This is a genomic window from Sinorhizobium mexicanum (assembly GCF_013488225.1).
In the GTDB taxonomy this organism is placed as follows: domain Bacteria; phylum Pseudomonadota; class Alphaproteobacteria; order Rhizobiales; family Rhizobiaceae; genus Sinorhizobium; species Sinorhizobium mexicanum.
On sequence record NZ_CP041238.1, the window covers coordinates 3005230 to 3025847 of the forward strand.

Sequence of the window (20618 nt, forward strand, 5' to 3'; positions counted from 1 at the left end):
GCTTCCTTTGAAGCCGGGACGGCCGGAAACGCGATGACCACGACAACAGCAATAGCAGCACCCCGGATCAGCAAACGGGCGATCATCGATTGGCTCGGCATCGCGCCGTTCATGATTTTCGCGCTGATGTTCCTGATCGTCCCGACGCTTTATCTCGTGACCGGCGCCTTCCTGACGCCCGAGGGCGAGCTCACCTTCAAGAACATCGCCGACCTCTTCACGCCTTCGATTCTCTCGGCCTACTGGATCTCGATCCGGGTCTCGGTCGCTTCCTCGCTCGGCGGCGCGCTCATCGGTTTCTTCCTCGCTTGGGCGATCGTGCTCGGCGGCGTCCCCACCTGGGTCCGCTCCGGCCTTCTCACCTTTTCCGGCGTTGCCTCGAACTTCGCCGGCGTGCCGCTCGCCTTCGCGTTTCTCGCGACCCTTGGGCGCACCGGCCTCGTCACCGTTTTCCTGCGCGACTGGTTCGGCTTCAATCTCTACTCGACCGGCTTCAACCTCCTGAGTTTCTTCGGTCTCACCATCACCTACATGTATTTCCAGATCCCGCTGATGGTGCTGATCCTGACGCCGGCACTCGACGGCATGAAGAAGGAATGGCGCGAAGCATCCGAGATCCTCGGCGCCTCGCACTGGCAGTACTGGCGCATGGTGGCGCTGCCCATCCTCTGGCCGAGCCTGCTCGGCACGACGCTCCTGCTCTTCGCCAACGCTTTCGGTGCAATCGCCACCGCATACGCCCTCACCGGCAGTTCGCTTAACATCGTCCCGATCCTGCTCTATGCGCAGATCCGCGGCGACGTGCTGCACAACCCGAACCTCGGTTATGCGCTGGCGCTCGGCATGATCGTCATCACCGGCATTTCCAACATTCTTTATATCTGGCTGCGGATGCGCGCCGAACGGTGGCAGAAATGAAAGCACAACGCCTCGGCGCCTGGATCGCCATCGCCATCGGAGCGGGCTACTTCATCATTCCGCTGCTCGGCACGCTGGAATTCTCGCTGCGCATGCGGCGCGGCCAATATTCCTTCGACGCCTACGAGTCGGTCTTCTCCGATATCCAGTTCCGCGAGACCTTCGGCTATTCGATGCTGATGGCGTTTTTGACCATCATCTTCGGCATGCTGCTCGTGGTGCCGACCGCCTATTGGGTGCGGCTGCGCCTGCCGCAAGTGCGCCCGGTCGTCGAATTCATCACGCTGCTGCCGCTCGTCATCCCCGCGATCGTCATCGTCTTCGGCTACCTGCGTCTTTATAACTCCTCGTCGGTGCTGCCGCTGACGGGCTCGACCTCCGGCACGAATGCGCTCCTGATGTTCTCCTACATGACATTGTCGCTCCCCTACATGTATCGCGCGGTCGATACCGCCATGCGGGCGATCGACGTCAGGACGCTGACGGAAGCGGCCGAGAGCCTCGGTGCCAAATGGCCGACGATCCTCTTCCGCTGCATCTTCCCGAATGTGATGAGCGGCGTGCTGTCCGGCTCCTTCATCACCTTCGCGATCGTGATGGGCGAATTCACCATGGCGGCGCTGCTCAATCGGCCGGCTTTCGGCCCCTACCTGCAGCTCGTCGGCGCCAACAAGGCCTATGAACCTTCGGCGCTCGCCGTCATCGCATTCGCCATCACCTGGCTCAGCATGGGTCTGATCCAGCTCGTCTCCCGCTTCCAGAAATCCGCTCCGGCCAAGGCTTGATCACATGGCGTTCCTGACACTGACCAATATCCAGAAGTCCTTCGGCCCGGTTCAGGTCGTGCACAACTTCAACATGGGCATCAACAAGGGCGAGTTCGTTTCCTTCCTCGGGCCCTCGGGTTGCGGCAAGACCACAATCCTGCGCATGATCGCCGGCTTCGAGACGCCATCGGGCGGCTCTATCGTCATCGACGGCAAGGACCAGGGCGCGTTGAAGCCCAACCAGCGCAATATCGGCATGGTCTTCCAGGCCTATGCGCTGTTCCCGAACATGAACGTGCAGGACAACGTCGCCTTCGGCCTCAAGGTGGCAGGCGCCCAGAAAACGGAAATCGACCAACGGGTGAAGCAGATGCTCGGCCTGATCAAGCTCGAGCACCTGGCGGACCGCTATCCCTATCAGCTGTCGGGCGGCCAGCAGCAGCGCGTGGCGCTCGCCCGCGCGCTCGCCGTCAAGCCGCAAGTGTTGTTGCTCGACGAGCCCCTCTCCGCGCTCGACGCGAAGATCCGCGTTTCGCTGCGCGAGGAGATCCGGCAGATCCAGCAGCAGCTCGGCATCACCACCGTATTCGTGACGCATGATCAGGAAGAGGCGCTCTCGATCTCCGATCGCATCGTCGTCATGAATGCTGGCCACGCCGACCAGATCGGGACCCCCTTCGAAATCTACAACACTCCGGCAACCCGTTTCGTCGCCTCCTTCGTCGGCACACTCAACATCATCGAAGGCAAGGTTGCGGACCCGGCCAGCGGGGCCGTCACCATTGGCGATCAGCGCATTTCCCTCAAAGCGCCGATCTCCGGCATGAAGGGCGGCGACAGTATCTCGCTCGCACTCCGCCCGGAGGCCGGCTCGATCGTCGAGAGTGCGAAGGGCGACACAGCTCTCGCAGGCGAAGTCGTGTCCACAAGCTTCCTCGGTTCCGTCATCCGCACAAAATTGCGCGTTGGTAACGACATCATCTCCTTCGACACGTTCAACGATCCGGGCCTCAACCCGCCGGTTTCCGGCGAGAACGTCACGCTGCGCTTTGCCGCCAAGGACCTGCTCGTCATCCGCGAATAGGCCCCGCTGACCACCGGAATGGTTGTTCCAGCAAAGCACCGTTCGTAGAAAAATCTGTCGCGATTTCCCGATTTTGCGTCGCAGCGCGCATTTGACCGCGCGCCGCCGGCCTATATAGTCGCAAGCGTTCTCAGGGCGGGGCGAAATTCCCCACCGGCGGTAGCGATTACATGGTCGAATGATCATGCGTTCGGAGCCCGCGAGCGCTTTGGGGGCCTAACTCCGAAGGTCAGCAGATCCGGTCGAATTCCGGAGCCGACGGTTACAGTCCGGATGGAAGAGAGCACGCAGGTGCGGTGCCCCCGCTGCAACGCCGTGCGCCTTTTCAGGCGCACAAAGGTCGCTGCAGCATCCAGCGTTGCTGGGCTTTCGTGCATGCTGTTCGCCCGACGGGATCATTGGAAAACGCCAAACCCTGAAAGGCTTGAGACCATGACCATTCTCTCCCAACCCGCCGCCAGAATTGCAATCGTCCGCGCCCGCTGGCACGCCGACATCGTCGACCGGTGTGTCGATGCTTTCGTCGCGCAGTGGACGAAGCTCGGCGGCAACGCGGCGGACGTCGAGATCTTCGACGTTCCGGGTGCCCTCGAAATCCCGCTTCACGCACAGACCCTCGCCCGGACCGGCCGCTATTCGGCGATTCTCGGAACCGCCTTTGTGGTCGATGGCGGCATCTATCGCCACGATTTTGTCGCCGGCACGGTGCTCGACGGCATGATGCGCGTGCAGCTCGACACCGATGTGCCAGTCCTTTCCGCTGTACTTACCCCGCACAATTTCCAGGAAAGCGAACCGTTGATCGCCTTTTTCCGCGACCATTTCGTCGTCAAGGGCGAAGAGGCCGCCAATGCCTGCGCTCAGATTCTCGACGCTCGCGCCAAGCTGGCCTTGATCGACGCCTGAGGATCCGCTCGAACAGACATGTCGAGGGGCACGACCGGTACGGGTCGTGCCCCTCTCTTTTTTGCCAAACCCCGAATGGCTGCTGCGGCGCATTGAAAATCCCGATGCACTGCGATATCGAAACTTGACTGAAAAAAGAAAGATTAATCACTTCGTGGGGCCGGGAAGGCCAGCGAGCCAGGGACGTGACAATGACATTTCAGCCGCGCATGCAAAACAGGATCAGCGGTTTCTCTGTCATAGGCGGAATGCACCGGCGTCATTGGAACGGCGTCGTCGCGGATGTGTGGGACGTCGAGTGCATTCCCCACGCCGGCGGCTACTACATCGCGGAAGACCCGCGCATGTTCATCGTGCTCGACGCCAAGGGCGGAGGAAATTGCCGGGTCAAACTCACCTCAAGCGGCCGGAGCGCGGTGCAGAACTATCATCGGCAGGCCCTCTCCTACATACCAGCCGGCGTGGAGCTCTGGACCGATGTCGTCGATATCCAGTACCTGCGGCATCTCGACCTGCATTTCGATGTCGATGCGCTCAGCCGGCGCCTGCTGGAAGATCTCGACCCCAGCGCGATCGAGACGCCTCGGCTCATGTTTCAGGATCCTCGCTTTCTCCATCTTGCCGAACTGATCGCGGCCGAATGCCTCAATCCGCAGCCGTTGCACGACCTCTACGGTGACGGGCTGACGCTGGCGCTGTTCATCGACCTGATGAAGATCAACCGAAGCGCGAGCCGCAAACGCAGCCAGTTGGCAGGCTGGCAACTGCGCCGCGCCGTGGACTACATCGGGGAAAACATCGTCCGCAACGTCCGGCTCGAAGAGCTGGCGAACCTCACCGGACTATCGCAATCCCATTTCAGCCACGCCTTCAAAGCCTCGACCGGCATGGCGCCGCACCAATGGCAGACAAATGCCCGGATCCAGCGCGCCAAGGAAATGCTGATCAAGGGCGACCGGTCGCTGACGACAGTAGCGGCCGAAACGGGCTTCGCGGATCAGGCACACTTCACGCGCGTCTTCAGGAAGACGGTCGGTACCACGCCGGCGCTCTGGAAAAAGTGCCGCCTCTCCTGACGGCGGTCGGCCGACCGCCTGGTGCCGTGCGGAAATTTGCCCAGGATCGTTCAATTTTCCCGGATCCGGACAAGCCCGGCCGATATACTTGAGATAAACGCTCACCTTATCAACAGGACGACTGACCACGTCGCGCTTTCCGGGGGCGGAGCACGGCGTGACCTATTTCGGGGCAGAGATACGATGCAGAGCAAAGGTAACGGGGTGCGTTTGAAGGACGTATTGGCGGGCGGTGTGGCGTTTGCGGGACTGCTGATCGCCGGAGCCACGCAGGCGCAGGATGGCAGCGCCACCACACTCGAAAGGCTGGTCGTTGAAGGCGGGGCGTCAGCGAACGGCAGCCCCACCGGCCCCGTTGAGGGCTACGTGGCCAAAGCGACCGCAACGGGGTCGAAAACGGCCACTCCGCTGACCGAAATCCCCCAGTCCGTCTCCGTCGTCGGTCGCGAGGAGTTGGACGATCGCGCCGTGGTCAACAAGATCGACGAAGCCTTGCGCTATACGCCCGGCGTCATGGCCGCACCCTTCGGCGTCGACGCCGATACGGACTGGTTCTACATTCGCGGTTTCGATGCCAGCCAGACGGGCGTGTTTCTCGACGGCCTCTCCCTCTCCAGCTACGCATTCGGCAATTTCCAGATCGACCCCTTCATGCTGGAGCGGATCGAGGTGCTGAAGGGGCCGGCCTCCGTGCTCTATGGCGGCGCCAATCCGGGCGGCATCATCAATCTGATCAGCAAACGGCCGCTTGACGAGCCGCTCTACTACACGGAAGTCGGCATCAACAGCGATGGCAACGCCTTCACGGGCTTGGACGTCAACGACCGGCTGACCGAAGACGGGACGATTCGCTACCGGCTGACCGGAAAGATCGCCGGCGGCGACAATTACTCGGATTTCTCCGAAGACCTGCGGGGCTTCATCCTGCCGCAACTGACCTATGCCCCGGACGACGCGACCAACGTGACGGTATTCGGTCTGCTGCAAGGGCTCGACCAGGTTCATGTCGGCAACGGCTTCCTGCCCTATGTCGGAACTGTGGTCGACGCCCCCTATGGCAAGATCGACCGGGATGCCTACTTCGGCGAACCCGATATTGACGAGGGGACCTATGCCCAGCAGATGCTCGGCTATGAATTCAAGCACGATTTCGACAATGGATGGACCTTTAGCCAGAACGCGCGCTACGCCCATCTACACAAGCACGAGCGGAACCCTTACCCCTACGGCTATGTTGGCCCGGGCTTCGGCAATGTCGAGCCCATCGGCCCGGATTACCTTCTGAACCGCATCGGATTCGAGGCGACGTCGAGGGTCGACAGCTTCTCGATCGACAACCGGGCGGAGACGGATTTCGATCTCGGCGCCACGAACCACACTTTCCTCGCCGGCCTCGACTACAAATATTACCGCCTCGACCATATAGGGGCGTCGGGAGGCGCCACGCCGATCAGCCCCACCGATCCGGTCTATGGTGTGCCCCAGGGGCCGACGGCCGTCTATATCAACCAGATCTTCACCCAGCAGCAGATCGGCATCTATGCCCAGGATCAGGTGCGCTTCGGCGACGGTTGGCTCGTAACGCTCAATGGGCGCTACGACTATGTCGATACCGACCTCAAGAACGGCGCTACGGCCTGGGCCGGAGCCTCCAACTTCGGATATGATGACGGCGCGCTCAGCGGCCGGGCCGGCCTCGCTTACGAGTTCGACAACGGCTTGACGCCCTATGTAAGCGTCGCGACCTTCTTCAACCCTCTCGTGGGCTCACGCGACTCGAACCCTGATCCTGCGGTCACCACTTTGGTGCCTCTGAAGCCCGAAGAGGGCTACCAGTACGAAACAGGAATCAAATACGAGCCGACGTTTATCGACGGATTGTTAACCGCCTCCGTCTTCGAGATAACCAAGCAGAACGTCCAAGTGACCGAGCCCGTGCTCGGGCTCTCTACACAACTCGGCGAGGTGCGCTCCCGCGGGGTCGAGCTTGAAGGCAAGGTTAATCTTGATGAAAACTGGAAGGTCATCTCCGCTTTCAGCTATACCGATCTCGAGATCACCGAAGACACCAATCCGTCGCTGCTCGGCAAGTCACCCTATCTCATACCCGAAACGCAGGCCGCGCTGTGGCTCGACTACACGGTGACCAGCGGCGCCTTCGAAGGCGTGAGTCTCGGCGCCGGCGTTCGTTACCAGGGCGAATCCTGGGCCGATGCGGAAAATACCAAAAAGGTGCCGGATGCGACGCTCGTCGATGCCGCAATTCGATACGAGAAGAACGACTGGGCCGCATCCCTCAACGTCGCCAACCTCTTTGACAAGGAATATGTCAAGGGATGCCAGGGGCTCTTGACCTGCGGCTACGGCGAAAGCCGGACGATCACGTTGAAACTCAGCAAGACGTGGTAACCGGATCTTGAATCGCATTGTGAAGCGCCTGAATCGGATCTTCAGGCGCTTCACCTAAAGTCATGATGTGCCTCGACAATCCCGTACCGAAGCATGCCCTCAATGCGCGCGCTGCTCGCCCCCGAGCGCGCGTTCGAGCGCCCGTGCCTTGTGGCGATGGCCGGCGCGTTCGTAACCGATGACGGTGATGATCGGCGCGAACATCAGAATAATGAGGCTTACCGCCACGTCGATACCCGCCATTGCGGCTCCGACTGAAGTCGCCAGCACGAGGATCGTGGCAAGGAACTGCCAGAAATGGCGGCGCTCCGCCGCCCTGACTAGGTAGATGTACATGGCGTAAATCAAGCCTATGTAGATCGCGACCGGAACGGCAACGGTCATCACCGCCGCAACGGATGAAATATGCGCCTTGTCCTCGATATAGTAGGCGGCGACATGCAGACCCGCGCCCGTCGCGACGATTGCGGCGAAGATCGGCATGTGCCCATAACCCCATACGAGGGAGCGCTTGCGGAATTTGTGGAGGATTTCCGCGCTCGGCAGCGTGAAGTAAATCCACCACATGCCGAAGGTCAGCCCTGTGCCTGCGATGCAGACAAGGGCGACATCGGCACTCCAGCCGTGCCCCTCGACCACCGCTGTCACGGAGGCGACCGTTCCAACCACTCCTTCGCCGAGCGCAATGATGGCGAGCAGGCTGTGGCGCTCGGCTATGTGGTGGGCATGCCAGGGCGTTCCGCCCTGGAACGATTCCCCGATCACCGGCCCGGCCATCTCAACCGCCGTCAGCACGACGACGAAGGCAAGCGTCACCAGCAGGGAGAAATCGATGAAGATCAGCACGATCCAGCCGATCTGCGCAATCGAGATGGCGATGGCATAGGTCGTACAAGCCTTTCTGCGGAGCGGGTCCTCTCGCGCCGCTCTGAGCCATTGGAACACCATGGCGACCCGCATCACCACGTAACCGAGCACCATGATGCCGTTGTTCAGGTTTTCGCCCTTGTCGATCGACTCGAACATAGGCGGAAGCCCGATGGCGAGAATGAGCACGCCGGCCATCTGCACCATCGTCACGCAACGAAACACCCAGTCGTCGGTATCGTAGGCGGATGCGAACCAGGAAAAGTTCACCCACGCCCAGCAGATCGCAAACGTCGCGAAGCCGAAGCCGATCAGTCCGGCCTTGACGTGCCCCTCGGCAAGGAGATGGGCAAGTTGTGCGGCAGCAAGGCTGAAGGCGATGACGAAGGTCAGGTCAAAGAGCAGTTCCAGCGGCGTAGCTGCGCGATGGCTCTCGTGCGGATCCCGACCGCTCATTCTGGCGACATGATGAGCAACCGAATGCGGCTTGGATGGCGGGATCTCGGACATTGAACGCTCCGGCTCTTTAAGGGACTGCGGGCATCCTCAAATATTCCCTGGAAGCCAGTCAAGGCCGCGCGCCTTACTGACCGAGATTCTTGAGGTAGAGCGAAAGAAGCTGGGTCTGAGAGGAGATGCCGAGCTTGCGATAGACGTTGCGCCGGTGGACCTTCACCGTGCCCGTCGAGATGCCGAGTTTGAGGCCGATCGACTCTGACGAATGCCCCTGAAGCACCAATTCGATGATCGCCGCCTCCCTTTCGGTCAGGTTCAGATGTTGCCAGACGCCGTCGGCGGGCGGATGCGCCGCCTTTCGCCGGCTCCGCCCTGTCTTCGCCAGTGCCACGTCGAAGCGGCGGCCGAGATCGGCCCAGTGATGGCGCACGAGCGCCGCCACCAACGGCTCGGCCCTCTTGAGCAAAGCGAATTCTGCCGCGCTGAAGCTGCCGGTCGCCTCACGCCGCATCAGCGAGAGGACGACAGTGATCTCATCGCTGATCGGCACGAAAAAGCCGACCTCCTCCGCAAGCCCGGTCTGGACGTAATAGGTGCGATAGTACTCGCTGGAGAAAAACCGATCCGGCGCCAGTTCCCGCATCCGCCAGACGCCAGGCTTCGGCGCGCATGCGGCATGATAGAAGGGATCGAGCAGATAGGGCCCGGCCTGATAGAGACTGACGAAAAGAACGTGATCCTTCGCGTCGAAGGTGCTGTAAAGATCGATCGGACGTTCCTTGCCGCGATAGGCGAAGACGACGACGTAATCGAAGTTCATCAGGGTCGACATCAGCCGACGAAATGCGCCACCGACGGCCTGGTCCTCCATCGGCGCACCGTCGACCAACGGCGCCAGCGCCTGAAAAAGCCCATCGAGGTCGATACTCAACCGCGCTCCCCGCCCGATTTTCCCGCTTCCGGGTATACTCCTTCCACAGGGCAATCCGGGTTGAAATACCTCTCTTGGGGTATATACCAGCGCCGCCGCATTTGACTAGGCTGATCGCTAATGACGGTGGAAGTAGCGGCCTCCTGCATGTTTCTTAGATCGCAGCCGATTTAGAGATAAGAACATGCAGCAATTTCAAAGTGCTACAGCGTGCTTCGCAAGTCCGATAAGACGCGCGGCGCTGTAGGAACGCCACATCTTCAAAAACAACCGCAGGGAACAGACGTGACATCCGCTTCGACGAACGACATCGAATTCCGTTCGGTCGCCAAACGCTATGGCAGCGTGACGGCAGTCTCGGACATCAACCTCGCGGTGCCGAAGGGCGCCTTCGTGGCGCTGCTTGGCCCTTCCGGCTGCGGCAAGACCACCTGCCTGCGGATGATCGGGGGCTTTGAGCAACCGAGCGAAGGCACGGTTTATGTCGGCGGCCAGCCGATGAACGGCGTGCCTGCCTATCGCCGACCGGTCAACATGGTATTCCAGCAATATGCGCTGTTCCCGCATCTCGATGTCGAACAGAACGTCGCCTATGGCTTGAAGCAGATGCGCCCGCGCATCGCCGCCGGCGAGATCAGCCGCCGGGCGCAGGAGGCGCTGGAGATGGTGCGCCTCGGAGGCTTCGGCAAGCGCCGCATCCACGAGATGTCCGGTGGCCAGCAGCAGCGCGTGGCACTCGCCCGTGCGATCGTGAACAAACCGAAGGTGCTGCTCCTCGACGAGCCGCTGGCCGCTCTCGACAAGAAGCTGCGGACGGCCATGCAGATCGAACTCCAGAGCCTGCAGCGCGAACTCGGCATCACCTTCGTCCTTGTCACGCACGACCAGGAGGAAGCGCTGTCGATGAGCGATCTCGTTTGCGTCATGAGCACCGGCCGGATCGTCCAGATCGGACCGCCGCAGGAGATCTACGACCGCCCGGCGAGCCTCTTCGTCGCCGACTTCGTCGGCAAGACCAACCGCATAGCGGCGACCATCGACGCGGGCACGAATTCGATCCGGCTGGCGAACGGCGTCGGCCTCCCGAAACCCGCGAGCGCCAACGGCACGCTCGGCGCGGCCATGGTTGCGCTCCGCCCGGAGGCGATCAGCCTCGTCCGCGATGGCGCGGCGACGCTTCAAGGCACAGTCACCCACCGCATCTTCCTGGGCTCGTCGGTCGAATATTCTGTCGAGGTCGATGGCCTCGGCGACTTCCTGGTGACCGCCGACCGCCGGAGCCTCAACGAAAGCGATCTCGCGGAGCCCGGCGAACGGATCGGACTCGCCTTCGACCCCAATGCACTTCACGTCTTTCCGGCCTCAACCGCCGGATCTGCTGCCATCACTACACGTCAACGATAAGGGAACAGCATCATGACCAAGTGGTACAGAGAGAATGCCCCGATCACCGCCGGCAAGCTTGCCGATGAACTGATGCGCCTGAAGCGCGGCTCGGTCACGCGCCGCCACTTCCTCGGCGTCACCGGCCTCGGCCTTGCGACCGCCGTCTTGGCGCGCCAGCCCGGACTCTTCAATTCCACCGCTTTCGCCGGCGACCTCGGCTCCCAGATGTCGATCGCGACCTGGCCGAACTACCACGACCCCGCGACCTTCGAGGCCTTCACCGCTGCCACCGGCGTTGCCGTCGAAGTCAACGTGTTCGGCTCGAACGAGGAAATGCTGGCGAAGCTCCAGGCGGGCGGCACCGGCTGGGACCTCTTCGTTCCGACCAACTACACGATCTCGACCTATGCGAAACTCGGCCTGATTGACGAGCTCGACCTGTCGAAACTGCCGAACTACGACGCCTCGACCGAGACCGCGCGCTTCACCAACGAGGGCATCGTCGAGGGCAAGACCTATGCCGTGCCGAAAAACTGGGGCACGACCGGGATCGCCGTGAACTCCAGCAAGATCAAGACGCCGGTCACGAGCTGGAAAGAGTTCTTCGACGTGGCAATGACCGAGGCGGATGGCCGCGCCATGGTGCACGACTACCAGCTCACAACCATCGGCAATGCGCTGGTCTCGCTTGGGTTTTCCTTCAACTCGGTCAAGCCGGACGAACTCGCCAAGGCCGAGGAACTGCTGATCAAGGTGAAGCCGCATCTTTATGCGATCAACAGCGATTACCAGCCGTCGATGCGCGCGACCGACGCCTGGATGACCATGTGCTGGACCAATGACGGCGCCCAGCTCAACCGCGACATCCCAGAAATCCAGTTCACCCTCGGCAAGGATGGCGGCGAGATCTGGTCGGATTTCTACGCCATCCCGAAGAGTGCGGCCAACAAGGCGGCCGGCTATGCGCTACTCAACTACCTGATGACGCCGGAAAACGCCGTCAAGGAGCACATCGCCAACGGCGCGCCGACGACCGACAGCCGCGTCCTGAAGCTGCTGCCGGCCGAGGTCACTTCGAACAAGATCGTCTATCCGGACGAAGCGGCGCTGACGCCGCTTGAATTCGGCGCCGCCGTGACGCTCACCGATCCCGGCCGTGCCGAGCTGATGGCGCGTTTCAAGTCGGCGTGATTTCGAAATCTGCCCCTCACCCTAGCCCTCTCCCCGCATGCGGGGAGAGGGGACAAGGAAGTGCCACTCGCCGCTTTCTTTCGCCTCATCAGTGCAGATGAGAGGAAACAAAGTGGGTGCCGCGAGTCACCTTCTCCCCGTCAAAACGGGGGAGAAGGTGGCCGGCAGGCCGGATGAGGGGCAGATCTTGAACGTGCAATCTGACGGACCGAACTTCATGCAAGCGGCAATGAACACGAAGAGGAACCTGGTGACGACAGCGCTGGTTGCGCCGGCGGCCGCGTGGCTTTGCATCTTCCTCGTGCTTCCCTTCATCGCCATGCTCGTCTTCGCCTTCGGCGAGCGCGCGCCGGAAGGTGGGTATCAGGCGGCCTTCACCTTCGCCCAGTTCGCCAAACTGCCAACGCGGGCGGCCGCCTTCTGGAACACGCTGGTGCTTGCACCCGCCGGCGCGCTCCTCTGCCTGCTGGTCGCCTATCCCGTCGCCTATTATCTCGCCGTCAGGGCGAACCCGCGCTATCGCCTCATCCTCGTTTCGCTCGTGGTCGTGCCGTTCTGGACGAGCCTGCTCGTGCGCACTTACGCCTGGATGTACATCCTCGGCTCGCGCGGCATTCCCAATCTGCTCGCGATGATCGGCATCGAGGACGTGCGCATGCTGAACACGCCCGGGGCGGTCCTCCTCGGCATCGTCTATGGCTACCTGCCGCTGATGATCATGCCGATCTATGTCAGCCTCGAAAAGCTCGACCGCCGGCTGCTGGAGGCTTCCGCCGATCTCGGCGCCAAGCCGGTCTCCACCTTCTTCGGCGTCACCCTGCCGCTTTCGCTACCTGGTGTGATGACCGGCGTCGCGCTCGTCACCATCCTGCTCCTCGGCGAGTACCTGATCCCGCAGCTTCTCGGCGGCGGCAAGGTCTTCTTCATCGGCAATGCGCTCGTCGATCTCTTCCTGCAATCACGTAACTGGCCTTTCGGGTCGGCGATCGCCGTGACCCTGGTCGCCGTCGTCGTGGTGGTGCTGATGGTGGCGATGCGGATCGCCTGGAAGGTCGCCGGCACAAGACAGGTGGACCTCGTCTGATGCGCGCCTTCATCTCCTCCGTCTATCTCTTCCTCTATGCGCCGATCGCGCTGGTCGTGCTGTTCTCCTTCAATGCCGGCCGCAATGCGAGCGAGTTCACCGGCTTTTCGACCGCCTGGTACGGCAAGGCTCTCGGCAACACTTTCCTGGTCTCGGCGCTGCAAAACAGCCTGATGATCGCCTTTACGAGTGCGGCGCTCGCGGCCGTCTTCGGCACGATGGCAGCACTCGGCATGGAGCGGCTCGGCACGCGCACGCGCGCCGTCTTCGATGCCTTGTTCGCTGCGGCGATCGTCGTGCCGGGCGTCGTCATCGGTATTGCCACCCTGGTCGCGCTCGTCGCCGTGTTCTCGTTCGTCAATCCGGCGCTGGCGACAATCTGGCCGGGCGATCAGCCGCCGCAGCTCGGCCTCGGCTACGGCTCGATCATCGCCGCCCACGGCCTTTTCTCGATGGCGCTCGTAACCATGATCGTCAAGGCGCGGATCGCGAGCCTCGGCCGCGACATCGTCGAAGCGTCGAGCGATCTCTACGCGACGCCCCTCACCACTTTCCGCCTGATCGTGCTGCCGCAGATCCTGCCGTCGATTCTTGCCGGCTTCCTGCTCGCCTTCACCTTCTCCTTCGACGATTTCATCATCGCCTTCTTCGTCGCCGGTTCGAAGACGACCCTGCCGATCTATGTCTTCGCCTCGATCCGCCGCGGCGTGACGCCGGAAATCAATGCGATTGCGACGCTGGTATTGGCCGCCTCGCTGCTCCTGATCCTGACTGCGCGCCTTCTGATGCGCGAAAAGAAAAGCAAATCCGGGGAGTGAAACAATGATCCTGAAAGACCGGGTCGCGATCGTCACCGGAGCAGGCTCCGGCATCGGCCAGGCGGGCGCGGCCATCATGGCGCGCGAAGGCGCCCATGTGGTTGTCGTCGACCGCAGCCGGAAGGCCGCGGAAGCGACCGTGGCGGCGATTGCCGGCAAGGGCGGCAGCGCCGAGCCGCTCGCCATCGACGTGACGGACGACCGGGCACTGTCGGACGGGATCGCTGACGTGCTCTACCGCCACGGCCGCATCGACATCCTGCACAACCACGCCGGCGCCCAGGTTGCCGGCGATCTCGAAGGGGTCGAGGTGGCGGGTTTCGATCGCTCCTGGAACCTCAACGTCCGCGCCCATTTCATGGCCGCCCGCCTCGTCATGCCGTCGATGAAGGCGGCAGGCCGCGGCGTCATCGTCAATACGTCCTCGTCCTCCGGCGTGCTCTACGATCGCGAGATGATCGCCTACACGACGACGAAGCACGCCGTCATCGCCATGACCCGGCAGATGGCCGGCGACTATGCGAAATGCGGCGTGCGCGTCAACGCGCTCTGCCCCGGCTGGGTGGATACGCCCTTCAACGAGCCCTTCATCGCGCAAATGGGCGGGCGCGGCGCGATCGAGGCCTATATCCGGGAGAAGGTGCCGCTCGGCCGCTGGGCGAGCGTCGACGAAATCGCCGAGTCGATCCTCTTCCTCGTCTCCGACCGGTCGTCCTACATGACCGGGCAGATCCTTGTGGTCGATGGCGGGGAGACCATCGTCTGATACCCCATCGCGGCGACCCTCACACCTTGACGTACCCGATGCCCTTCGCCGCAATCTCCTCGAAGGATTCTTCGTAGCCCGCATCCGCATAGCGGATGACCCCGAGCGACGTGTCGTTGGTCAGCGCATGGTCGAGCCGCTCGTCGGCGGCCTTCGTACCATCCGCAACGACCGTCACCCCGCAGCTCGTCATGTAACCGGCATAGCCGCCCCCGCCCGAATGGACGACGACGAGGTCGGCCATCGAGGAGCAGAGCAGCATGGCGTCGAGCAGCGGCCAATCGGCGATCGCGTCCGACCCGTCCTTCATCCGCTCGGTCATGATGTTCGGATGCGCCATCGCGCCGGCGTCGAGATGGTCGCGTGAGAAGGCGATCGGTCCCTTGAGCTCGCCACTGGCAACCAGTTGATTGACGCGCCGCGCGAGCGCCGTGCGTTCGCCGTGGCCGAGCCAGGCGATGCGTGCCGGCAGGCCTTCGAAGGGAATGTGCTGACGCGCAAGCCGAATCCAGTTGGTGATTATCCGGTTCTCCGGGAACATTTCGAGGAGCAGGTCGTCGATCAGGGCGACGTCGCTCTCGTCGCCGGAAAGGGCCATCCAGCGGAACGGACCAATGGCGCGGGCAAAGAGCGGCCGGAGATAGGCTTCGGTGAAGATCGGAATGTCGAAGGCATCGGCAACGCCCCCCTCCCGCGCCTGCGTACGGATCAGGTTGCCATTGTCGAAGACCTCAGCGCCCTTTTTCTGAAAGTCGAGCATGGCCTTCACGTGCTCGACGATTGAGGCGCGGCTTGCGGCCATCAGCTGGCCCCGCCCGTCTTCGCGCAGCGACCGCACCTGATCGAGGCTCATGCCCTTCGGCACGTAGCCGTAGACGAGGTCATGCGCCGACGTCTGGTCTGTGACCACATCCGGGACGATGCCGCGCCTAGCGATCTCCGGATAGATTTCCGCGGCGTTGCCGACGAGACCGACCGAGAGCGCCCGTTTCTCCTTGACCGCCGCGTCGATCATCGCGAGCGCCGTGTCAAGATCCGGCGCAATCTCCTGAAGATAGCCGACCTGCTGGCGCTTCTTCGCGCGTTCCAGATCGATGTCGACGCAGAGGATGGCCGCGCCCGCCATGCGGCCCGCAAGTGGCTGTGCACCGCCCATTCCGCCGAGGCCGGCAGTCAGCACGAAACGACCGGAAAGGTCGCCGCCGAAACGGCGCTCGGCAATCCGCATGAAGATCTCGTAGGTGCCCTGGATCACCCCCTGGCTGCCGATATATTGCCAGGCGCCTGCCGTCAGCCCGCCCCAGCAGATCAGCCCCTTGCGCTGCAGCTCATAGAAGACCTCGGCCTTCGCCCATTGGCCCACGATGTTGCAATTGGCCATGATGACGAGCGGCGCCTTGGCATGGGTCTTCAACAACCCGACCGGCTTGCCCGACTGGATGACCAGCGTCTGGTCCTCATCCATCTCGATGAGCGCCCTGACGATTGCCCGGTGCGACGGCCAGTTGCGCGCGGCCTTGCCCAGCGCCGCGTAGACGACGAGATTGTCCGGATCCTCGCCGACCGAAAGGACGTTTTCGAGCAGCCGCAGCAGCGCCTCCTGTCGCCAGCCCTTGGCACGCAACTCCGGCCCGCCGGGAACGGGAAAGTTCGGGTGACGGGGATTTGGTTTGGGCATGGCAGTCGTTCCTTCGTGCGTCACGGTCGTGTCTTTGCCCCTCACCCTAACCCTCTCCCCGCAAGCGGGGAGAGGGGACTGTGAGAGCGCCGCATGTCCCTTCTCCCCGTCTCACGGGGAGAAGGTGCCGGCAGGCGGATGAGGGGCGAACCACGCCCTTTGATTCATTTCGGCGGCAGCGTTTCGACGAAGCCTGTCGCCGCATCCAGTAGGCGCCGGCGCAAAGCGTCATCGCCATAGGCCTCCGCGCCGGCGCGCACCCATCCGTGCATCCGGCGTTCGCCCATCACCATCTGCACGATGCCGGGCAGCGCCAAGGCCCAATCGTCGTTGCCCTTACCAAGCCGCGCCAGCATTCCATCCTCGCGGGCGCCACAGAGCAAATTGCCGTTCAGGAGAAAGGCCAGGCCACCGAACATCGGCTTTTCCGAAAGTCCCGGCCGCTCGCCGAGGTCTTGCCTCACCAACTCCTCGAATCCCGCGTCGCGTGCCACATCGTCCTCCCGTCAACGCTCGCCGGCGAGCGCGTAGCGTGCAATCTCGATCCCCATCGCCTTTTCGACAGGCGGATAGACGGTCGGGTCAATGACGCTGGAGGCGAGCGGGATCACGCTCTTCGGCACATGCAGCACAAAGACCGTCATACCCACCTGCAACTGCCCGACGCTCAAAGGTTCGCCTTCCGGAGACAGCGTGGTGATGACATCCGGGAATGTTGCAAGGCGCGTACCGTCCGGCGTTTCGACGGCCATGTATTCGTTCATCACATGGAGTATCGTCGAGTCATCGCCCTGCCCCAGCGTAACCGTGCCGATGTCGAAGGCCTCCTTGGTATAAACCACGGATTTGTCGGTGATCGTTCCCTCGGCGAGAATGGAGCCGTTGGTGGTATTTGCGATCGCATCGATGACGGCGCTGCCGCCCTTGCCTTCCGCAGCGATAATCGCCTCGCCCAGAGTCAGCGTCATGGAGATGCCGCCGAGCGCGGCATTGGCCTTGACGTAGGATGCGCGCACCGGATTGCGGCAGGAGGCGATGAAGCCGCCTGACATGTCTGCTGCGGTCCTGAGGATCGGCGACACCTTGGCTGTCGCCCCCCGAACCACGAGCTCGATATAGCGGTTCTCCTCGCGGTTTCCCCCGACCGCGGTCTGGATCATCGGTTCGGGCGAACCGGCGAGGCCGATCGATCCCATGTCACCCGTCGGATGCGCACGGATATCGCCGACGGCGTCCACGACCTTGGTGCCGAGCATCGCCGAGGGCAGCCAGCCATTCAGCGTCGAGGATTTGCCGTTCTGCCCGATGATCAGGCCGGCGAGCTTTTCGCCGAGCGCCTCCTGCAGCAATTGAACGGCTTTCACGTAATCGACACCGCGCATCTCCCAGGGTGTCGTCGAGGCCGGCGCACCGATCGCAGCGGCGGTCGCCACCCAATCGTCCGGCTCCAGCTCGTTGATCGAAACCAGCTCCGGCTTGCCGATGGAAACGGCGGCGTATCCGAGCATGCGTCCGTGATCGGCCCAGCCGCCGCCACCCGCCGCATAGACGGAACCGCCCTTGACCGCCGCCTCGACATCCTTTTCCGTCAGTATCCGGCCCATCTATTTCTTCTCCTGCAATTGTCCGTCGAGCCGTCGCACGGCTTCGAAGAGCGCCGCCGCGCCAAGCGCGATATCGTCGTTTTTCGCCCACTCTTCGGGAGCGTGTGACCGGCCATCGCGACAGGGAATGAAGATCATCGCGGCTTTCGTTATCCGGCCCATCCAGGCCGTGTCGTGCCCGGCCCCGGAAGCCATCAGCCGGTGACGCGCGCCGACGCACCCGCAGGCCGCTTCCAGCGTCGCGAGAACCAAGGCGTCGCCGGGTGTCGGGTGATTGTCGGAGATCATCTTCGGCGGCGTGATCGTAACGCCGGTCTCCTCGGTGATGCGGACGGCAAGCGCCTCGATCTCGGCGATGAACGCTTCCATCTGCGGCCGCAGTTCGGCACGGGCATCGATCAAAAGCCGTGCCCGCGAAGGCACGACATTGGCGGCATTGGGTTCGATCTCGAATTCGCCGACGGTCGCGGTGAAGTGACCCTCGCCTGCCGCATGGGCGAAGCCAAGCGTCTCGATCTCCAGCACGAGCCGCGACGCCGCGACAAGCGCGTCGCGACGGCGCCCCATCGGCGTCGTTCCCGCATGATCCGCCTGTCCCTCGACGACGATCTCGATGCGCGTGATTCCGGAGATTGCCGTCACCACGCCGATATCGAGGCGCTCGGCCTCGAGCACCGGTCCCTGCTCGATATGCAGCTCCAGGAACGCCTTGACGTCGGAGCGCTTCGACGAGGGCAAACGGGAAGGATCACCGCCTGCTTCGACAATCCCTTGGCGGAGCGTCAGTTCGTCGTTCGCACGGCTCAGCCAGCCATCCGGAATAAGCCCGGCCATGCCGCGGCTGCCGACGCAGGAAACGCCGAAGATCGACACCTCCTCGGCAAGGAAGTCTACTATCTCCAGATCATGGTCAAGCTCGATGCCCGCGTCTGAAAGCGACCGCGCCACTTCGAGCGCCGCCGCCACGCCGGCGATGCCGTCGAAGCGGCCGCCTTCCGGAACCGTGTCGGAATGCGAGCCGAGCATGATCGTGCCGAGCGCCGGCTTGCGGCCGTTGCGCCGGCCGATGAGATTGCCAGCCGCATCCATCCTCGTGTCGAGGCCCGCGGCTTTGAAGCACTGCTCCAGGAAAGCGCGACCTTCGAGAAAGAGCGGCGTAAACGCGCGGCGGGTATAGGGCCGATCGGGCTCGGTGATGCGCGCCAGCCCCTCGACAATTTCGGCGATGCGCTGCGCATCGACCGGCAGATTGGTCTGCGTTGCGCTCATTGCCGCCACTCCTGAACCGGCAGGCTCGGCAACGGCCGCACGAAGGCGCCGGTGCCGGGCTCCGCGACGACCCGACTGTCTTCACAGACGAGGCGACCGCGCAGATAGGTGGCGGAAACCCGCCATGGCAGGCGAATGCCATTGTAGGGTGACCAGCCGACGATATTGTTGCCGCTCTCGGCCGCATCGTAGACATAGGATTTCGGCGTCATGACGATGATATCGGCGTCCTTGCCGGCTTCGAGCGCGCCCTTGCAATGGTCGAGGCGGAAGTGCCGCGCAGGGTTGAGCGCCATCAACTCGGCGGCCCGCGTCAGCGGGATGCCGCGCTCCAGCGCACCCTTGACGAAAAGCGGCACCATCACCTCGAGACCCGGCACGCCGGAGGCATTGGCGAGCATGTCCGGATTGGTCTTGCGATCCTCCGACCAGCTTACATGATCGGTGGAAACCAGCGTCACGTTGCCCTCGGCCACATGCCGCCAGAGTTTTTCCACCTCCGCACGCGGGCGGATCGGCGGATTGATCTTGGCCTTGCCGCCGAGGCGGCGCACGTCGTTCTCCTCGTCCAAAGTGAGGTAATGGATGCAGCACTCGATCGTCGCCGCATGACCCTGCGCCCGATAGGCGGCGGCGATTTCGTAGCCACGGCCAAGCGAGCAATGCACCACATGCGCTGGACAGCCGGTTGCCGCACCGGTTTCATAGATCTGGTTGGTCGCAAGAAGCTCGGTGAGCGGCGGCCTCGAAAGACCGTGTGCTCGATAGTCTCTGATGCCGGCAGCCTTGACCTTGTCGATCGCGGCCCTTACCGCCTCGTCATCCTCATTGTGAACGCCGGCGGTCAGTCCTGTCGGGGCGATGGCCCGGAAGCACTCCTCCAACAATCTAGCGGGAATTCGCGGGAACCGTTTCGGATCCGTTCCAAACGTCGAGAACTTGAAGGCGGCAACACCCGCCTCCACCATCTCGCCAATCCGCAACGCCCCCTCTTCGGGGTCAATGGTACCGTAGAGCGCGAAATCGACGCGGGCCTGCGGGCTCGCATGGGCGATCTTCCGTCTGACCGCTTCCGCCGAGCAGACGAGATTACCCTCGTCATAGGGCATGTCGACGATCGTCGTGACGCCGCCGGCGGCAGCCGAGCGCGTCGACCAGATGAAATCCTCCTGGTTCCTCTGCGACAGCGAATGCACCTGGGCATCAATTGCACCGGGCAGGATCAGTGCTTTGCCGAGGTCATGCCGCTCGCGCGCAGACGGGGCAACCCCCTGACCGACATGCACCACCTTGCCGCCTCGGACGGCCACATGCCCGCCTTCGACGACGCGATGCCGGAGGACGACGGTGCCTTTCAGAACGAGATCGAAATCGGACATTGCTCTTTTCCTTCCCGTTCATTCTGCCA

18 protein-coding genes and 1 riboswitch are annotated in these 20618 nt (G+C 62.9%); of the genes, 11 read left to right on the top strand and 7 right to left on the bottom strand.

Annotation, left to right across the window (positions count from 1 at the left end; genetic code table 11):
- The first annotated feature begins 33 nt into the window (after positions 1 to 33).
- The 6 genes from FKV68_RS14265 (at position 34) to FKV68_RS14290 (ending at position 7160) form a co-directional block, all read left to right on the top strand.
- Positions 34 to 918 (top strand): ABC transporter permease, encoded by an 885-nt coding sequence (locus FKV68_RS14265; protein ID WP_180938459.1) that lies wholly within the window; start codon positions 34 to 36, stop codon positions 916 to 918.
- Positions 915 to 1703 carry an ABC transporter permease gene (locus FKV68_RS14270; protein ID WP_180938460.1) on the top strand — a complete coding sequence of 263 codons (789 nt, stop codon included), beginning with the start codon at positions 915 to 917 and terminating at the stop codon, positions 1701 to 1703. The genes FKV68_RS14265 and FKV68_RS14270 overlap by 4 nt, the downstream gene beginning before the upstream one ends.
- A gap of 4 nt (positions 1704 to 1707) precedes the next feature.
- Positions 1708 to 2769, top strand: coding sequence for an ABC transporter ATP-binding protein (locus FKV68_RS14275; RefSeq protein ID WP_180938461.1), 1062 nt, complete (start codon positions 1708 to 1710; stop codon positions 2767 to 2769).
- A gap of 122 nt (positions 2770 to 2891) precedes the next feature.
- Positions 2892 to 3058, top strand: a riboswitch (FMN riboswitch).
- A gap of 143 nt (positions 3059 to 3201) precedes the next feature.
- On the top strand, positions 3202 to 3675 hold the full coding sequence (locus FKV68_RS14280) for a 6,7-dimethyl-8-ribityllumazine synthase (protein ID WP_180938462.1): 474 nt from the start codon (positions 3202 to 3204) through the stop codon (positions 3673 to 3675).
- 191 nt (positions 3676 to 3866) lie between these two features.
- Positions 3867 to 4751 (top strand): helix-turn-helix domain-containing protein, encoded by an 885-nt coding sequence (locus FKV68_RS14285; RefSeq protein WP_180938463.1) that lies wholly within the window; start codon positions 3867 to 3869, stop codon positions 4749 to 4751.
- A gap of 183 nt (positions 4752 to 4934) precedes the next feature.
- Entirely contained in the window at positions 4935 to 7160 is a 2226-nt protein-coding gene (locus FKV68_RS14290; protein ID WP_180938464.1) for a TonB-dependent siderophore receptor, read from the top strand.
- A gap of 99 nt (positions 7161 to 7259) precedes the next feature.
- On the opposite strand, the gene FKV68_RS14295 is transcribed toward FKV68_RS14290, so the two are convergent.
- Both FKV68_RS14295 and FKV68_RS14300 read right to left on the bottom strand, forming a co-directional pair.
- Positions 7260 to 8537, bottom strand: coding sequence for a low temperature requirement protein A (locus FKV68_RS14295; protein ID WP_245181305.1), 1278 nt, complete (start codon positions 8535 to 8537; stop codon positions 7260 to 7262).
- 73 nt (positions 8538 to 8610) lie between these two features.
- A complete protein-coding gene (locus FKV68_RS14300) occupies positions 8611 to 9414 on the bottom strand; it encodes a helix-turn-helix transcriptional regulator (RefSeq protein ID WP_180938465.1) in 804 nt (267 codons plus the stop codon).
- A gap of 285 nt (positions 9415 to 9699) precedes the next feature.
- Between FKV68_RS14300 and FKV68_RS14305 the strand changes: the two genes are divergently transcribed.
- The 5 genes from FKV68_RS14305 to FKV68_RS14325 all read left to right on the top strand — a co-directional run bounded on the left by FKV68_RS14305 (position 9700) and on the right by FKV68_RS14325 (position 14659).
- On the top strand, positions 9700 to 10818 hold the full coding sequence (locus FKV68_RS14305; protein ID WP_180938466.1) for an ABC transporter ATP-binding protein: 1119 nt from the start codon (positions 9700 to 9702) through the stop codon (positions 10816 to 10818).
- 12 nt (positions 10819 to 10830) lie between these two features.
- Positions 10831 to 11991 carry a polyamine ABC transporter substrate-binding protein gene (locus tag FKV68_RS14310; RefSeq protein ID WP_180938467.1) on the top strand — a complete coding sequence of 387 codons (1161 nt, stop codon included), beginning with the start codon at positions 10831 to 10833 and terminating at the stop codon, positions 11989 to 11991.
- 217 nt (positions 11992 to 12208) lie between these two features.
- Complete coding sequence (locus tag FKV68_RS14315) at positions 12209 to 13075, top strand: ABC transporter permease (RefSeq protein WP_180941516.1); 867 nt, start codon at positions 12209 to 12211, stop codon at positions 13073 to 13075.
- On the top strand, positions 13075 to 13893 hold the full coding sequence (locus FKV68_RS14320) for an ABC transporter permease (RefSeq protein WP_180938468.1): 819 nt from the start codon (positions 13075 to 13077) through the stop codon (positions 13891 to 13893). Before FKV68_RS14315 ends, FKV68_RS14320 begins: the two co-directional genes overlap by 1 nt.
- Positions 13894 to 13897: 4 nt before the next feature.
- The gene (locus FKV68_RS14325; protein WP_180938469.1) at positions 13898 to 14659 is read left to right on the top strand and encodes an SDR family NAD(P)-dependent oxidoreductase; all 762 of its coding nucleotides are present in this window, start codon (positions 13898 to 13900) and stop codon (positions 14657 to 14659) included.
- Between the two features lie 19 nt (positions 14660 to 14678).
- Here FKV68_RS14325 and ertB read toward each other — a convergent pair whose 3' ends face one another.
- From ertB to FKV68_RS14350, 5 genes are all read right to left on the bottom strand, one after another.
- Positions 14679 to 16337 carry a thiourocanate hydratase gene (gene ertB / locus FKV68_RS14330; protein ID WP_180938470.1) on the bottom strand — a complete coding sequence of 553 codons (1659 nt, stop codon included), beginning with the start codon at positions 16335 to 16337 and terminating at the stop codon, positions 14679 to 14681.
- A 164-nt stretch (positions 16338 to 16501) separates the two neighbouring features.
- The gene (locus FKV68_RS14335) at positions 16502 to 16831 is read right to left on the bottom strand and encodes a TfoX/Sxy family protein (RefSeq protein WP_180938471.1); all 330 of its coding nucleotides are present in this window, start codon (positions 16829 to 16831) and stop codon (positions 16502 to 16504) included.
- A gap of 12 nt (positions 16832 to 16843) precedes the next feature.
- Positions 16844 to 17941 carry a thiohydantoin desulfurase gene (gene ertC, locus FKV68_RS14340; RefSeq protein WP_180938472.1) on the bottom strand — a complete coding sequence of 366 codons (1098 nt, stop codon included), beginning with the start codon at positions 17939 to 17941 and terminating at the stop codon, positions 16844 to 16846.
- Complete coding sequence (locus FKV68_RS14345; protein WP_180938473.1) at positions 17942 to 19210, bottom strand: Zn-dependent hydrolase; 1269 nt, start codon at positions 19208 to 19210, stop codon at positions 17942 to 17944. It abuts the gene before it with no gap.
- Entirely contained in the window at positions 19207 to 20589 is a 1383-nt protein-coding gene (locus FKV68_RS14350) for a hydantoin-5-propionate amidohydrolase (protein WP_180938474.1), read from the bottom strand. Before FKV68_RS14350 ends, FKV68_RS14345 begins: the two co-directional genes overlap by 4 nt.
- Positions 20590 to 20618: the final 29 nt, after the last annotated feature.

What these genes read in the sequence shown, in the direction of transcription:
- ertB (WP_180938470.1), bottom strand. Translation starts at nt 16,337, where the DNA reads ATGCCCAAACCAAATCCCCGTCACCCGAACTTTCCCGTTCCCGGCGGG.
- FKV68_RS14295 (WP_245181305.1), bottom strand. Translation starts at nt 8,537, where the DNA reads ATGTCCGAGATCCCGCCATCCAAGCCGCATTCGGTTGCTCATCATGTC.
- FKV68_RS14350 (WP_180938474.1), bottom strand. Translation starts at nt 20,589, where the DNA reads ATGTCCGATTTCGATCTCGTTCTGAAAGGCACCGTCGTCCTCCGGCAT.
- FKV68_RS14270 (WP_180938460.1), top strand. Translation starts at nt 915, where the DNA reads ATGAAAGCACAACGCCTCGGCGCCTGGATCGCCATCGCCATCGGAGCG.
- FKV68_RS14315 (WP_180941516.1), top strand. Translation starts at nt 12,209, where the DNA reads ATGCAAGCGGCAATGAACACGAAGAGGAACCTGGTGACGACAGCGCTG.
- FKV68_RS14310 (WP_180938467.1), top strand. Translation starts at nt 10,831, where the DNA reads ATGACCAAGTGGTACAGAGAGAATGCCCCGATCACCGCCGGCAAGCTT.
- FKV68_RS14275 (WP_180938461.1), top strand. Translation starts at nt 1,708, where the DNA reads ATGGCGTTCCTGACACTGACCAATATCCAGAAGTCCTTCGGCCCGGTT.
- FKV68_RS14280 (WP_180938462.1), top strand. Translation starts at nt 3,202, where the DNA reads ATGACCATTCTCTCCCAACCCGCCGCCAGAATTGCAATCGTCCGCGCC.
- ertC (WP_180938472.1), bottom strand. Translation starts at nt 17,941, where the DNA reads ATGGGCCGGATACTGACGGAAAAGGATGTCGAGGCGGCGGTCAAGGGC.
- FKV68_RS14320 (WP_180938468.1), top strand. Translation starts at nt 13,075, where the DNA reads ATGCGCGCCTTCATCTCCTCCGTCTATCTCTTCCTCTATGCGCCGATC.
- FKV68_RS14265 (WP_180938459.1), top strand. Translation starts at nt 34, where the DNA reads ATGACCACGACAACAGCAATAGCAGCACCCCGGATCAGCAAACGGGCG.
- FKV68_RS14325 (WP_180938469.1), top strand. Translation starts at nt 13,898, where the DNA reads ATGATCCTGAAAGACCGGGTCGCGATCGTCACCGGAGCAGGCTCCGGC.
- FKV68_RS14290 (WP_180938464.1), top strand. Translation starts at nt 4,935, where the DNA reads ATGCAGAGCAAAGGTAACGGGGTGCGTTTGAAGGACGTATTGGCGGGC.
- FKV68_RS14345 (WP_180938473.1), bottom strand. Translation starts at nt 19,210, where the DNA reads ATGAGCGCAACGCAGACCAATCTGCCGGTCGATGCGCAGCGCATCGCC.
- FKV68_RS14285 (WP_180938463.1), top strand. Translation starts at nt 3,867, where the DNA reads ATGACATTTCAGCCGCGCATGCAAAACAGGATCAGCGGTTTCTCTGTC.